Annotated in this window: 14 protein-coding genes and 1 riboswitch; of the genes, 7 read left to right on the top strand and 7 right to left on the bottom strand. The window is 32.2% G+C overall.

The annotated features are described in order from the left end of the window. Positions 1-44 precede the first annotated feature (44 nt). Positions 45-163: riboswitch (TPP riboswitch) on the bottom strand. A gap of 40 nt (positions 164-203) precedes the next feature. The 3 genes from ACY3JO_RS08835 to ACY3JO_RS08825 all read right to left on the bottom strand — a co-directional run bounded on the left by ACY3JO_RS08835 (position 204) and on the right by ACY3JO_RS08825 (position 3771). Continuing rightward, positions 204-1613 (bottom strand): cellulase family glycosylhydrolase, encoded by a 1410-nt coding sequence (locus ACY3JO_RS08835; RefSeq protein ID WP_463084628.1) that lies wholly within the window; start codon positions 1611-1613, stop codon positions 204-206. 167 nt (positions 1614-1780) lie between these two features. Further along, on the bottom strand, positions 1781-2800 hold the full coding sequence (locus ACY3JO_RS08830) for a zinc-dependent alcohol dehydrogenase (protein ID WP_463084627.1): 1020 nt from the start codon (positions 2798-2800) through the stop codon (positions 1781-1783). A 23-nt stretch (positions 2801-2823) separates the two neighbouring features. After that, positions 2824-3771, bottom strand: a complete 948-nt coding sequence (locus ACY3JO_RS08825) for a YbgA family protein (RefSeq protein ID WP_463084626.1) — start codon at positions 3769-3771, stop codon at positions 2824-2826. A gap of 100 nt (positions 3772-3871) precedes the next feature. On the opposite strand from ACY3JO_RS08825, the gene ACY3JO_RS08820 reads away from it, so the two are divergent. The 6 genes from ACY3JO_RS08820 to ACY3JO_RS08795 all read left to right on the top strand — a co-directional run bounded on the left by ACY3JO_RS08820 (position 3872) and on the right by ACY3JO_RS08795 (position 9347). Further along, on the top strand, positions 3872-4678 hold the full coding sequence (locus ACY3JO_RS08820) for a phosphotriesterase family protein (protein ID WP_463084625.1): 807 nt from the start codon (positions 3872-3874) through the stop codon (positions 4676-4678). 212 nt (positions 4679-4890) lie between these two features. Beyond that, entirely contained in the window at positions 4891-5403 is a 513-nt protein-coding gene (locus ACY3JO_RS08815; RefSeq protein WP_463084624.1) for a rubrerythrin family protein, read from the top strand. Between the two features lie 149 nt (positions 5404-5552). Next, positions 5553-6341 (top strand): mechanosensitive ion channel family protein, encoded by a 789-nt coding sequence (locus ACY3JO_RS08810; RefSeq protein WP_463084623.1) that lies wholly within the window; start codon positions 5553-5555, stop codon positions 6339-6341. 16 nt (positions 6342-6357) lie between these two features. Then, positions 6358-7707, top strand: a complete 1350-nt coding sequence (locus tag ACY3JO_RS08805; RefSeq protein ID WP_463084622.1) for an MFS transporter — start codon at positions 6358-6360, stop codon at positions 7705-7707. Between the two features lie 5 nt (positions 7708-7712). Then, positions 7713-8780 (top strand): endo-1,4-beta-xylanase, encoded by a 1068-nt coding sequence (locus ACY3JO_RS08800; protein ID WP_463084621.1) that lies wholly within the window; start codon positions 7713-7715, stop codon positions 8778-8780. Between the two features lie 21 nt (positions 8781-8801). Continuing rightward, positions 8802-9347 carry a PsbP-related protein gene (locus ACY3JO_RS08795; RefSeq protein ID WP_463084620.1) on the top strand — a complete coding sequence of 182 codons (546 nt, stop codon included), beginning with the start codon at positions 8802-8804 and terminating at the stop codon, positions 9345-9347. A gap of 50 nt (positions 9348-9397) precedes the next feature. Here ACY3JO_RS08795 and ACY3JO_RS08790 read toward each other — a convergent pair whose 3' ends face one another. The 4 genes from ACY3JO_RS08790 to ACY3JO_RS08775 form a co-directional block, all read right to left on the bottom strand. After that, a complete protein-coding gene (locus ACY3JO_RS08790) occupies positions 9398-10096 on the bottom strand; it encodes an SDR family oxidoreductase (protein ID WP_463084619.1) in 699 nt (232 codons plus the stop codon). Positions 10097-10156: 60 nt separating this feature from the next. Next, complete coding sequence (locus ACY3JO_RS08785; RefSeq protein ID WP_463084618.1) at positions 10157-11644, bottom strand: sugar ABC transporter ATP-binding protein; 1488 nt, start codon at positions 11642-11644, stop codon at positions 10157-10159. A gap of 68 nt (positions 11645-11712) precedes the next feature. Beyond that, positions 11713-12729 (bottom strand): sugar-binding protein, encoded by a 1017-nt coding sequence (locus ACY3JO_RS08780; RefSeq protein ID WP_463084617.1) that lies wholly within the window; start codon positions 12727-12729, stop codon positions 11713-11715. A gap of 92 nt (positions 12730-12821) precedes the next feature. Beyond that, positions 12822-13586 carry an ABC transporter permease gene (locus ACY3JO_RS08775; protein ID WP_463085670.1) on the bottom strand — a complete coding sequence of 255 codons (765 nt, stop codon included), beginning with the start codon at positions 13584-13586 and terminating at the stop codon, positions 12822-12824. Here ACY3JO_RS08775 and ACY3JO_RS08770 point away from each other — a divergent pair. Further along, positions 13492-13806: a hypothetical protein gene (locus ACY3JO_RS08770; RefSeq protein ID WP_463084616.1), complete on the top strand. Its 315-nt coding sequence runs from the start codon at positions 13492-13494 to the stop codon at positions 13804-13806. The two genes, ACY3JO_RS08775 and ACY3JO_RS08770, sit on opposite strands and share 95 nt — an antisense overlap. The last annotated feature ends 80 nt before the right edge of the window (positions 13807-13886 follow it).

Genomic DNA, 13886 nt, shown 5'->3' with positions numbered 1-13886 from the left:
TAAAACTTAAAGGACCGCCCGGATATTACCAAGCGGTCCTCTAAATTTCAATAATTTCTACTCCCTCCGCCGGTATTACCCGGGTCAGGTTCTAAGGGTCGAGGTCGGGATTATAGACCTCCTCTCAGCCGAGCTTTTCCCCTCAGCTCCCCTGGAAACCCTATCTTCAATTTTTAATAATTATACCACAAAATAAAGTTATTTTATTCAATAGTTACATAATCAAGGTAAATAGCAGATCTTCCTGATGATCCACTGCCAGATAAAAATTGAACTCCTAATTCTCTTACGTCATTTAGTCCTGAAATTCCTGATAGATTTAAAGTTAATACATTCCCTGATGTATTTGAGTTAATATTAACAGTACCTCCATCATACCATTTCCAATCACTTCCCACCTTTATATATAATTTGGCTTGCATGCCTGTTCCTTGATTACCCCAGGCTGCATGTCTTACCACTGCTTTTAGTTTTGTTTTTCCAGAAAAATTATGATTTGAAATTATGCAAAGGTAAAATTGCTTACCTGTACCTAAGTCTACATCAGCTTTTAAAGAATAACTTCCATTGTAAGCCCATTCATTTACGGACCATGGCCCTCCAGCTACATTTGTACCTGCCCAATTTTGAGTACTACCCTCAAAATTATATAATACTGATGAATTTCCAGCATTTGGATCTTTTTCGTACACTACCATTTTGCCCCAATAAGTTAGAGTCCTCCAATCTGAAGGAGAAGTCATATCAAGCCATGCATTTTCACTATTATTGCCTGTCCATGACCATGCAATAAAGCCTATTCCAAGATTTCTACAGGTTTGCATTAGGTATAAAGCATCAACTTTACATCCAAGATTGTTATTACCATTATTATAGTTATATCCAAATTCACCTACAATGATAGGAATACCAAGGTTCTTACATGTAGACAAAAAATTATATATTTTACTATTGTCATTCCATTCTCCATACATGTGTATACTAAAGACAGTATTCTTTAATGGATCGGAATTTAATACATCTAAGGCATATTTTAAAATATCTTGGTCATCTTGTCCCCATCCACCGGAATCGATTACTAATACATTATTTATTCCAGCATTTCTCATTCTGCTTACAGCGTTTTTGTAAGCATCTCTCCAAACGGTACTGTTTCTTGGTCCCCACTCATTTGCAATGTTAATCCATACATCACTGGCGATATATGATTTATTATTTATCCACCAAGATACCATTCTATCTAAATCACTAGTAGATGTACTACCTGTAACGTCATGCAATTCAGGAATGGGTTTAAGACCTAAGCTTTTACATCTATCAATTATCTGTTTCAGTCTTGAGGCTGATCCATTTGTTTGCCATACAATTCTAACTGTATTAAAACCATAGCTTTTTATAGTATCAAGGGCAGAATATGCTTGTGAATCAAACCAAATGTGGGGATTATTAACCCCCTTTATGTCATATGTACTGGGTGCCTTATTTATATCTTCTAGTTTTATATCTTCTAGTAATGTATTATTAGATATATCAGTTGTTTTAGTACAGCCTGAAATAAAACTTATAAAGATTAAAGACAGAAGTAATATGTTTAGGAGTTTTAGTTTTTTCATATATTTATGTACCCTCCTTTGTTTAAACTTCCTTTAAAAAGCATATCACGTAGTAAAGAGTTTGTAAATAATTACATATTTTTTTGTAACAAAAGTAAGAGAAAAAACATTTAAATGTTAGAATAATGCTTGAGTAAAATATTTACAATTTTTTATTGTTTTTTACTTTATTTTTCCATTTCAATTATTACCTTTAGATATTTTTCTTTCTCATTAATAATATCTTCAAAAGCTTTATTTACCTGCTCAAATGGGTAGATATGGGAGATTAATCTTTCGTAATCTACTTGATTTTTCCTTAGTAAATCTATAGCAATTAGGTAATCGTCTCTTGTATACATAAGGGAGCCTTTTAAGTTTAGTTCTCTGTCTTGAATATAAATAAGCTTAGCTAAAGATATTTCCTTAGGAACACCAACAAGGATTATATCTGTTCCTTTTCTTGCATTTTCAATAGCCATATTTATTGTTTGATCTATGCCTACACATTCAAAGGTTACGTCAGGGCCTTCTTGGGTAAAGAGGGAATTTGTTAACTCATCTGGCTTTGTAGGTATAATGTTGGGGCATAAACCTTTTGCAAGTTTTAATCTATTTTCAATAGGATCTACAACTACGATCTTTTTAGGCGATGATAGATATAGAAATATGGTAGTAAGAAGTCCAATAGGACCACTACCTATAACTAATACTTCGTCTCCTGGCTTGAAACTTGATCTTCTAACCCCATGAACAGCTACTGCTAAAGGTTCTGTTAAGACAGCCCTTTTTAAAGGAATATCGTTTATTGAATATACCTTGTGAGAGGGAATTGATATGTATCTTTGGAATCCACCGTTAGTTTTTGTACATCCAATTACATCCAAATTTTTACAAATATTATATCTTCCGTGGGTACAATTGTAACATTTCCCACATGTTAAACTTGGTTCAATTACAACATAATCTCCTAAATTCACATTTTTTACTTTTTCTCCTTTATCAATTACTTTTCCAACAAATTCGTGGCCTAAAACAATGCCTGGTTTTACAAAGGGGTGTTCTCCCAGGTAGGCATGAAGATCAGATCCACAAATTCCTGCATAGATTACTTCTAATAATACTTCATCATCATTTTTTGACGGATAAGGTGTTTCAATAAGTTCTAACCTTTTTATTTCTTTAAGAAGCCAACCTTGATTTTTCATAAGAATGTCCCCCTTAGTATTTATTAAGATTCTTCAAGATCTTCAGGATAAGGTTCTAAATAGGTTTGATTCATAATATATTGATCGTCAAATCTGTAAGCCCAGGATTTGATTATTTCACGAAGTATCTTTATTTCTATTTTTCCCTTTCTGTATTTTTCAATTAAAAAGAGAAAATGGGATTTTTCTCCTTCTTTTAATTTTTTAGAAAAATGTCCAAAAATATGGAGTAAGACGTTAGCTTGATTTCCCCTCTTTAATGCTGAGGATAAGGCCTCTTTAAATAGATTAGAATACGGTTTTTTAATATCTTCCAACGGTTTTTCTTTATTATAATTTCCTATTAAGTTTCCCATAATTTTTAAATGTTTTTGTGAAAAGGCCATTAATAAAAATTTATGTTTTTGATGAAAATCTATAAGTTGGGATATATTTTTTAGTTGATTTTCAAGATTTCTCAATTCAGATAGACTAAAAATTCTTATCAGATATCTTTCTCTTATTTCTCTATTTCTTAATCTTCCTTCATCTTCTATAGGTAGATTTGGAAATTTTTCTAATATTATTTGAGCAAATATTCCTTTCCCTTTGAAGTAAAATTCCTTACCAGATTTATCTGCATATATAAGTGTATTGGAAACTCCACAGGAAGGTGATTTATTTTTTAATAGAAAGCCATCAACTTGTGGAAGATTTGATAAAAAATTATATGTAAAATTTAACATATCTTGAGTTAAATCTAAATCTTTGCTGGGTTGATAAATACCATAGTTGTCTTTTTCTTTATAAACTATAATCTTGTTTCTTGGTACTCCGAGGCCAATGGATACTTCAGGACATACAGAAATTATCTCACAATATTCTCTAAGTTTTATAACAAAGGGATCTTTAATGGTTTCTCCATTATATCTTACGGGTTCTAAATTTAGACATGAACTTAAAACTATTTTAGGCTTAATAAACTTTCTCATGTTTAAATTATATCCTTTTAAATTTTTTAAATAAAGATCTAAAACTAATCTTCTGTTATACTAAACTTAGTGAGTAAATTTTTTAAGGAGGTAAATTTTTATGATTATGACTGTAAAGGGTGCTATAGATGGGGAAAGTTTAGGCCTCACTTTAGTACATGAACACCTTCTTGTGGATTTTTCTTCTGCAGAAGATCAGATAGAGATAACAAATTCTATAAGGTCCGATATTATCAATAACATGTTGCCTTATTTATTAGAAATAAAGAATTTGGGTGTTAAAACTTTTTTTGAATGTACCCCTAAATATGTAGGAAGGGATGTTAAGACATTAAAAATTCTTTCTGAACTTTCAGGTTTAAATATTGTTACAAATACGGGATTTTATGGAGCAGGTAATGGAAAACATGTTCCCAAAAAATATTATGGGGAAACTGCAGAAAAAATGGCAGAAATGTTTATTAAAGAGTGGAAAGAAGGTATTGAAGATACGGATATAAAACCAGGATTTATAAAGACTGCAGTAAATCTTGGACCTCTCAGTGATTTAGATAAAAAACTTATAATAGCTACTGTTATAACCCATCTTGAAACAGGTCTTACTATTGCATGTCATACTGGAGAAGCTGTTTGTGCTATGGAAACAACGGATATAATTGTAAATGAAGGTTTGGATCCAAATGCTCTTATAGTGGTGCATGCTGATGGTATAGAGGATTTTGATGTACATTTAATGTTATTAAAAAAAGGAGTATGGCTTGAATACGATTCGATTGGTGCAAGACCCATTTATTACTATGCTTGGTTGATAGAGAAGGTTATAAAAGAAGGATTTGAAGATAGAATACTTCTTTCCCATGATGCTGGTTGGTATACTGTAGGAGAAAGGGATAGGGAAAGACAATAAATAAGAGGTTATACTGATATTTTTTACAAACTGATACCCGAGCTAATCAATAGAAATATTTCTCAAGAGATAATAAATAAATTTCTAATAGAAAATCCAAGAAGAGCTTTTGAGATTAAGATAAGAAAAAGATAGTTAAATTAATTTTTGAGTATTAGATAAAAAATTGTTATAATTATAAATAAAGAAATGAATAAAGGGGGTAAGAAAATATGAGAAAGATGAGTGAAAAGTTTCTTCATGAGGCTTTTGCAGGAGAAAGTATGGCTCATATGAAATATATGATTTTTGCTGAAGAGGCTGAGAAAAAGGGTTTAGTTAGGCTTGCAAATCTTTTTAAAGCAATAGCCTATGCAGAGTATATCCATGCAAAAAACCATTATAGAGAACTTGGACTTATAAGTGGACAGATGGCAGAAAATATTATGCAATGTATAGAAGGAGAGACCTTTGAAATAGAAGAGATGTACCCAGTGTATAACAATACTGCTTTGTTCCAGAATGAAAAAGGAGCAGAAAGAAGCACCAGATTTGCTTGGGAAGCAGAAAAAATACATGCTGAAATGTATAAAAAGGCGAAGGAATTAGTGGAGAAAAACGAAGATTATACAGCAGAAAAAATTTATATATGCCCAGTCTGTGGACATACTGTAGAAGGTGAGCCACCAGAGAAATGTCCTGTTTGTGGAGCTCCTAAAAGCTCATATAAAGAGTTTTCTGTGTAAAAAGATGATGGGGAGGGGAGTTTTTCCTCTCCCTCTTTATTTTTTAATCAAACTCCTTTTTTAATCCATAATTCCATTAATTGAGATAAATTTATTCTGATGATATAATATTTAAAGGTTTTGTATTTAGCTGGAGGTTACTATAGAAAATGAATTTGAGTAACATGTATTTAAACGTTTTCTTTTCCATATTAGTGTTATTTATAACATTCTTTGGACATAGATTTATCATGAAGGGCATAGATAGGGCTGTTTCAAGGACAGGAAAAGAGATAAAGGCCCCTAAAACAGTTTCCATGATTATTGGTTTTCTTTTATATGGTTTTGGTTTAGCAATTGTTTTGTCTATATGGAATATTAATTTAACTCCGTATCTTGCAGGTCTTGGTATATCAGGTGTTGTTTTAGGACTCGCCTTTCAAGAACCCCTTACTAATTTCCTTTCTGGAATACTTGTTTTGGTTACAAGAAAAGTATTTGAAGGAGAGGCGGTAGAAATTGATGGAATAAGTGGAATAGTAGATATTGTGGAGATGAATCATACCAGATTAAAAACCTTTGATGGAAAGATGGTTTACATACCTAATAGAAAAGTATGGTCTGGAATGGTTACTAAATATTGGCCAGGCCCTTATCGCAGAATAAGTTTCGATGTAACTGTTGATTACTCTTCGGATCTTAATAAAGTTATTGGGTTAATAAAAGAAGCCTTAGAGGAGGAACCAATAGTAGTAAAAGATCCTTCTGTAACAAATTTTGTTGCATTTAAAGAATATGGTAGTTCTGGTGTTACATATACAATATATTTTTGGGTAGATAGAGATAATTATTTCAATGCTGCTAACTCATTAAGTATTAGAATAAAGAAAAAGTTTGATGATAATGGAATTACTATTCCATTTATGGTAGTTGATTTAAGAATTAATCAAAAAGTATAAGAGGGGGTAATTTATTGTGAAAAAGGGGGTTAGAGGATTTGCCTTATCCTTAATAGTTTTAATGATGGTTTTTCTAAATGCTGATCAGTTGGTGATGTCTCCTTTTATGGATCAGATTATGAAAGAGTTTAATGTAAATTTTAACCATCTTGGAGAATTAGGTCTTGTTTTTACTATTTTTGGGGCTTTCATATCACTTTTTTGGGGATATTTTGGAGACAAAATAAATAGGAAAATACTTTTGGTAACTGGGATTCTTATAGGAGAAATCCCATGCTTCTTAACAGCTTTTGCCCAAAATTGGACTCAATTTTTTATATTAAGAGTTCTCACGGGTATAGGTGTAGGTGTGGTTTTTCCACTTGCTTTCTCTATTGTTAGCGACCTATATAAAGAGGAAGAAAGAGGTAAAGCAACCTCTATTGTTGCTTCTTCCCTATCATTGGGAGTTCTTATTGGGGTAATTCTTTCAAGCCTTGTATATGAATATACAGGAAATTTCAGATTATCTTTTATAGTTGTATCGGTGCCAAACTGGATTCTCGCTTTAGTTTATTTATTTTTCATTCCTAATATAGAAAGAGGGTATTCTGAAAAGGGAATAGAAGATTTAATTAAGGCAGGTTATGTTTATCCAAGGACGATAAATATTAGAGACTACGCAAATCTTGTTAAAATAAAAACCAATCTTCTTCTTTTTTTGCAGGGTATAGCAGGAACCATTCCATGGGGAGCTATTCCTTATTTTCTTATAGTTTTCCTCGTAGGAAAAAGAGATTTATCGCAGGGACAGGCCACCTTTATATACTTCTTATTTGGTTTGGGAAATCTTTTAGGAATTTTTTTGGGGGGTTTTATAGGTGGAGCTCTTTATAAAGAGAGACCTAAGTATACTCCTTTATTTTGTGGTATAAGTGCTATTCTTGGAGCAACTCTTGCATATATTGTCTTTGCTTATATATCCTCAAAATCTTTTTTGAATTTTGCTCTTTTGGGGACCTTGGCAAGTTTCTTTTCTTCTTTAACAGGGCCTAATGTAAAGATGATGCTTATGAATGTTAATGTACCAGAAAATAGGACTTCAATTTTTTCCATTTTTAATCTGACAGATTCAGTAGGTACTGGAATTGGAAGATATATAGGAGGAGTCTTAGCCAATGTAAGTATGAGTGTTCCTCCTGAAAGAGCTATAGATCTTGTTAAATTTTCAAAACTTGATTTTTCTTTATCAATTTCTTCTCTTTTCTGGTATCCATGTGGTATTTTGCTTTTTCTCTTGGTATTCTTCTTTGAGAAAGAATTGAAAGATCTTTATTTAAAGCTTGAAAATATAAAAAATTCAATGAAAAAACGGAAAGGAGGTTAATTCTTATGAGGTTCAGTTTAAAAATTTTTGTTTTGTTTCCTTTATTACTTTCTATAATGACCTCTTTAAGGGAGGTGAAAGCTATGGAGATACCATCGCTTAAGGAAGTGTATAAAGATTATTTTTTAATTGGTGCTGCTGTAAGTAATTTAAATATTTATAATTATGAAGAACTTCTTAAGAAACATTTCAACAGTTTGACTCCTGAAAACCAGATGAAATGGGAAGTTATTCATCCTAGACCTTATGTTTATAATTTTGATCCTGCTGATGAAATTGTAGAGTTTGCCATTAAAAATGGTATGAAAGTAAGGGGACATACTTTGGTTTGGCACAATCAGACTCCACCATGGGTTTTTGCTGGAAAAGAGGGAGGAACAGGCACTAAAGAGGAAATATTAGAAAGATTAAAGGAACATATAAAGGAAGTAGTAGGCCATTACAAAGGAAAGGTTTATGCTTGGGATGTGGTAAATGAAGCATTATCAGATAATCCGTATGAATTTTTAAGGAAAGCACCATGGTACGATATTTGTGGAGAAGAAGTTATAGAAAAAGCTTTTATATGGGCACATGAGGTAGATCCGGACGCAAAATTGTTCTATAACGATTACAATTTGGAGGATCCTGTAAAGAGAGAGAAAGCATATCAATTGGTGAAAAGATTGAAAGAAAAAGGGGTGCCAATTCATGGTATTGGTATTCAAGGACATTGGACTTTGAGTTGGCCAACTCCAAAGATGCTTGAAGATTCAATAAAGAGATTTTTAGAGCTTGGTGTAGAAGTGCAGATTACAGAATTCGATATATCGATTTATTATGATAGAAATGAAAATAATAATTTTAAAGTTCCACCTGAGGATAGACTTGAAAGACAAGCTCAACTTTATAAAGAAGCTTTTGCAATATTAAGAAAATACAAGGGAAAAGTTACAGGAGTTACTTTTTGGGGAGTTGCTGATGATTATACATGGCTTTTCTTCTGGCCTGTAAGGGGGAGAGAAGATTATCCACTTCTTTTTGATAAGAATCACAATCCTAAGAAGGCTTTTTGGGAAATTGTAAACTTTTAAAAAGAGGAGAGGTATAAGCTAATGTCTTATAAAAGAATTATTAGATTTTTAATATTTTCTTTAGTTCTGCTAACTATTAACCTTAATATTACTCTAGCAGATATAGAAATATATGTAAATGAAAAATATGGATTTTCAATAATGCCACCCATAGATTGGGAATTTAAGGATGGTGCTCCTTATAATTGTGCTGCCATTTTTGTTGGTCCTGTTGATTTAGGTTTTAGAGTTAACTTTAATATTGTTGTAGTTAATATTCCAGAAGATGAGGAAGCTATCATAAATGATGAGTTGATATTATCAATCAAGGAAGGATTAAGCTATGCTTCAGAGGAATTAGGAGAAATAGAATTCCAAAGTGAGAGTAAAAGGGATGTGGCGGGATTTGAAGGATACGAATTAGTTTATTTAATTAAGGTGGTAGGAGATATAGCTATAAAACAAAAGCAAGTATTCTTTATTAAAGATCATAAATTCTATGTTTTTACCTTCTCTGCTCTTAAGGATACATTTGATAAATATTTGCCTCTTTTTGAAAATAGCTTAAAAACATTTCAAATATTGTAAAAAAAGGGAGGGACTAATTTAAGTCCCTCCCATAAGTATAATTCATAAATCTACCACGTTATAAGATTTCCTTTATAATCCATATAGATGTTTTTATCATTAATGTCCCATTCTTTCATGGATAAATTATAAATTCCTTCTGCTGCTTCTTCTGGAGGAATATCAGCGTTAGGACCACCCATATCGGTTCTCATCCATCCAGGATGAATTGCAAGCACTTTTATACCTTTATTTCTACTATAATTTTGTAATATGGCAGAAAGCATATTTAAGGCTGATTTTGACATACAATAAGCATATTCTCTATCTCTCCAACAATTTGATATGCTACCTGCTTCTGAAGATACATTAATTATTAACTTCTTGTTCCCCCTTTCAACTAAAGAGAGGAAGTATTTTAATACTCTTAAGGGGCCTATAGAATTTATATTAAGAGTTTTTATGGCTTTTTCTATATCTACATTTTCGATTGTTTTTGTTTTATCTTCCAAATAGACTGCTGCATTGTTAATTAATATATCAATATGGGGAACTTTACCTTTTATAAATTCAAAGGCATCTTTAACAGAATTTTCATATGTTACATCCATTTTGTATAATAGGAGATTAGGATTATCTTTGATCTTCTCTAAGTTTTCTAAATTCTTTCGATAGGTGGCAATTACATAATCACCCTTTGAAAGATAAAGTTCAGTTAACGAATAACCTAAACCTTTTGACGCTCCTGTTATTAATACAATATAGGACATACAAAGTTCCTCCTTTAAGTATATATTTTGCTATTATTTCATCCTAATTTTTAAGAGATGTTAAATTACTGCGTATTGCATTATAGTTTCTTGAGATATATCTTTCTTAGGTAATTCTGCTGTTATTCTCCCCTTTGAAACTATCAGTACTCTATCGGATAAAGCTAAAATCTCTGGAAGTTCTGAAGAAATAAGTATAATTCCGATGCCTTCTTTTGCTAATTCACCTATTAGAGAGTGTATTTCTGCTTTTGCTCCTACATCTATACCTCTTGTTGGTTCGTCCAATATTAAGACCTTAGGATTTAAGGCAAGCCATTTTGATAAAACAACCTTCTGTTGATTTCCTCCTGATAGATTTAATACTTTTTGAAAAATACTTGGGGTTCTAATCTTTAACTTTTCTACAAAGTGATTTGCTAATTTATATTCTTTTTCTGCCTTTATAATATAGTTTGGGAATAAAAAGGGTAAGGAAGCAAGAGATATATTCTCATATACAGCCATATTTAAAATAAGTCCTTGTAACTTTCTATCCTCTGGTACTAATCCTATGCCCAATTTTACTGCATCTTTAGGAGTCCTAATATATACCTTTTTACCTTCTAAATATATCTCCCCTTTGGTTTTTGGATCTGCCCCAAAAATTGCTCTGACAATCTCTGTCCTTCCTGCTCCTACAAGTCCAGCAATACCTAAAACTTCACCCTTTTTTAAATAAAAAGATATATTGTGGATTTTATTTGATGAAAGGTTCTTTACCTCTAATACTATATCTCCTCTTTCAGTTTCAGGTTTTGGAATAACCCTTATATCTCTTCCTACCATTAATCTTATAACTTCATTATATCTTTCTTGGTCTGCAGGCAATTCTCCTACCTTTTTCCCATCTCTTAAAACAATTATTCTTTCAGCAATTTGGAATACTTCATCTAAACGATGGGTTATAAATATGATGGAAACTCCTTGATTCTTAAGATTCCTTGCAATTTCAAATAGTTTTTCTACTTCTTTTCCTGCTAATGCTGATGTAGGTTCATCCATAATTATTATTTCTGATTTTAATGCAAGAGCTTTAGCGATTTCTATAATTTGTTGTTGGGCAACTGTAAGATCCTTTACTAATGTATCAGGAGGTAAATCTAAACCTAGTATTTCTAATAATTTTTGGGATTCATAGAATGCTTTTTTGTAATCAAAAATTTTTATTAATTTCCCCTTTTTGGGTTCTTTTCCTAAAAAAATGTTGGTTGCAATATCTAAATTGTGCGCTAAATTGAATTCTTGATGTATCATGGATATTCCAAGAATTTGGGCTTCGTGAGGTGTTTGAGGATTAATTTCTTTACCTTTAAATATTATTTTACCACTATCCTTTTGATATATACCAGCGAGAATCTTCATGAGAGTAGACTTTCCTGCTCCATTTTCACCTACAATTGCTAAAATTTCTCCTTTATATACTTTTATGTTGACATCTGATAGAGCTTGAACTCCTGGGAAACTTTTATATATATTTCTCATCTCTATCAATATATCTTGGTTCATTTTATGATCTACACCTCCATTTTATTTTAAAGGAGAGGGGTGATAAAATCCCCTCTCCTTTAATAAGTTTACCAGCCTTGTGCTGGAATTCCTAACTCTTGTAGCTTCTTTCTATATTGTTCTACTGTAAGAGCTTGTACGCTCTTTATGCTCTTTACATATTTATCTCCTGCTACCACATCAACTCCAGTGTCAATAATTCTATTAGTAGGTAATTCTTTAAGGGTTGCATCTACACCCTTTTGAGCCATCTTAGTAAGTACATCTACACTCTTATAACCCATCATATATGGTCTCTGTCCTACGGTTGCAGCAATAACTCCTTCTTTTATAAGTTGCATATGCTCAGCTGTGGTATCGAAACATACTATGATTACTTGTCCTACTTTTCCAGCAGATTTTACAGCTTTTGCTGCAGCTGGTCCATTAAATGCATATACCCCAAAGAAACCTCTCAGATCTGGGTAGGTAAGTAAGGCTTGTTCAGCAAGAGTTACTGCTCTTCCTGTATCCTCAAAGTCGCAGAGTGCAGGTTTTGTGACAACTGTAATTCTTTTGTTATTAGCTATACCATCCATGAATCCTCTCATTCTTTCTAAGGAGTTCATAGCAGTAAGTGATCCTGTACCTATTGCTACTTTTCCACCACGTACTCCTAAAAGATCAGACATTACCAAACCAGCAATTTTTCCAGCTGAGTAGTTATCAGTTCCAATGTATATTAATCTCTTGCTTTGAGGAGCATCAGTATCTAAGGTTATTACTGGAATACCTTTTGCCATAGCCTTTTCAATAGTAGGAGCAATAGCTGTAGGATCGGATGGTGCTATAGCTATACCATTAACGCCCATAGCAATGAAAGATTCCATTTGAGAAATCTGTGCTGGAATATCTTCTTTTTGAGGTACAAAGAATGTGGCTTTAACTCCTAAATCTTGTGCAGCTTTCTTTACTCCTAATTCTACTTCTGCCCAATAAGGATGTACAGATTTTCCTATAACTGCTACATGGATATCTTTTGAAAATCCGGTAGAGAATATGAAAGGAAATACTAAAATCAATAAGATAACAAGTAATTTACGCATTTTTATTCCCCCCTGTTAATTTTTTTTAATTTAAGGTTCAGAAATTTTGTTTAGATTAACAACTTAAGAAAAATTTTCACCTCCTTTCCAACTTATGGCTTTTTCTTTTTCCTCCAGATATCTAAGGTTACTGCTGTAACAATGACAAGTCCCATTACCACATCGTGCCAATAAGAAGATATCTCCAATAGAATTAGTCCATTGTAAATAACTGACATTATGGTGGCACCTATAATCGTACCAAGAATAGTACCTTCACCACCTGATAAGGATGTTCCACCTATAACAGCTGCAGCAATAGCACTTAGTTCATATCCTCCACCTACTCCTGCCTGTCCCTGACTTAGTCTTGATGCAATTATTATTCCTGTTACACCTGAGAGAAAGGAGCCAAAGATGTAAGTATATATTCTAATTTTATCCACATTTATTCCAGAAAGTCTTGCTGCTTCAATATTTCCACCAATGGCATATAAATTTCTTCCAAGAACAGTATATTTAGTGATGAAAAAGGAAAGAAGAGTGAAAAAAATAAGAATTATTAATGGAAAGGGTATTCCTAAAATTTCACCTTGACCTATAAAGAAGAACTTTTCTGGAAGGCCTATTATAGGCCAACCCTTTGTTATTACGGAAGCAAGTCCTCTTGCAGCTGTTAATGTTCCCAGAGTTATTATGAAAGGTGGTACATTAAGCTTAGTAACAAAAAATCCATGCCATAAACCTATGGTAGAGGAAAATAGAAGAACTAATAATATAGAAATGTACATATCAATTCCATTTTTCATGAAAAGAGCTACTAAAACTCCAGTTAAAGCTACTAAAGATCCTACGGAAAGATCAATACCTCCTCCAATAATAATAAGAGTTTCACCTATAGCTAAAAGACCATATATTGCTACTTGTCTTGCTATTACTTGTAAGTTAAAGGGAGTTATAAATTTTGGGTTGAGAATGGTTATAAATACACAAAGTACAGTTAGGGCAATAAGAATGTTAAATTCCTTGAAGAATCCTCTTTTTCTTTGTTTTTCTGGTTTAATACTTTATCACCCCTTTTTAAAAAGATTACGTTAACGTTTTTATTATATCATTAAAAAGTTTTTAATCAAAATTTTTCTCAGAATTACAATATATATTGACCTAATAAGATTTTA

The sequence above is a fragment of the Dictyoglomus sp. LHC4 genome (assembly GCF_055181355.1).
The sequence above is the reverse complement of the archived record's forward strand: the minus strand, read 5'-3'. Positions and strand labels throughout refer to the sequence as shown.

What these genes read in the sequence shown, in the direction of transcription:
- ACY3JO_RS08835 (WP_463084628.1), bottom strand. Translation starts at nt 1,613, where the DNA reads ATGAAAAAACTAAAACTCCTAAACATATTACTTCTGTCTTTAATCTTT.
- ACY3JO_RS08830 (WP_463084627.1), bottom strand. Translation starts at nt 2,800, where the DNA reads ATGAAAAATCAAGGTTGGCTTCTTAAAGAAATAAAAAGGTTAGAACTT.
- ACY3JO_RS08825 (WP_463084626.1), bottom strand. Translation starts at nt 3,771, where the DNA reads ATGAGAAAGTTTATTAAGCCTAAAATAGTTTTAAGTTCATGTCTAAAT.
- ACY3JO_RS08820 (WP_463084625.1), top strand. Translation starts at nt 3,872, where the DNA reads ATGATTATGACTGTAAAGGGTGCTATAGATGGGGAAAGTTTAGGCCTC.
- ACY3JO_RS08815 (WP_463084624.1), top strand. Translation starts at nt 4,891, where the DNA reads ATGAGAAAGATGAGTGAAAAGTTTCTTCATGAGGCTTTTGCAGGAGAA.
- ACY3JO_RS08810 (WP_463084623.1), top strand. Translation starts at nt 5,553, where the DNA reads ATGAATTTGAGTAACATGTATTTAAACGTTTTCTTTTCCATATTAGTG.
- ACY3JO_RS08800 (WP_463084621.1), top strand. Translation starts at nt 7,713, where the DNA reads ATGAGGTTCAGTTTAAAAATTTTTGTTTTGTTTCCTTTATTACTTTCT.
- ACY3JO_RS08795 (WP_463084620.1), top strand. Translation starts at nt 8,802, where the DNA reads ATGTCTTATAAAAGAATTATTAGATTTTTAATATTTTCTTTAGTTCTG.
- ACY3JO_RS08790 (WP_463084619.1), bottom strand. Translation starts at nt 10,096, where the DNA reads ATGTCCTATATTGTATTAATAACAGGAGCGTCAAAAGGTTTAGGTTAT.
- ACY3JO_RS08785 (WP_463084618.1), bottom strand. Translation starts at nt 11,644, where the DNA reads ATGAACCAAGATATATTGATAGAGATGAGAAATATATATAAAAGTTTC.
- ACY3JO_RS08780 (WP_463084617.1), bottom strand. Translation starts at nt 12,729, where the DNA reads ATGCGTAAATTACTTGTTATCTTATTGATTTTAGTATTTCCTTTCATA.
- ACY3JO_RS08770 (WP_463084616.1), top strand. Translation starts at nt 13,492, where the DNA reads ATGTACATATCAATTCCATTTTTCATGAAAAGAGCTACTAAAACTCCA.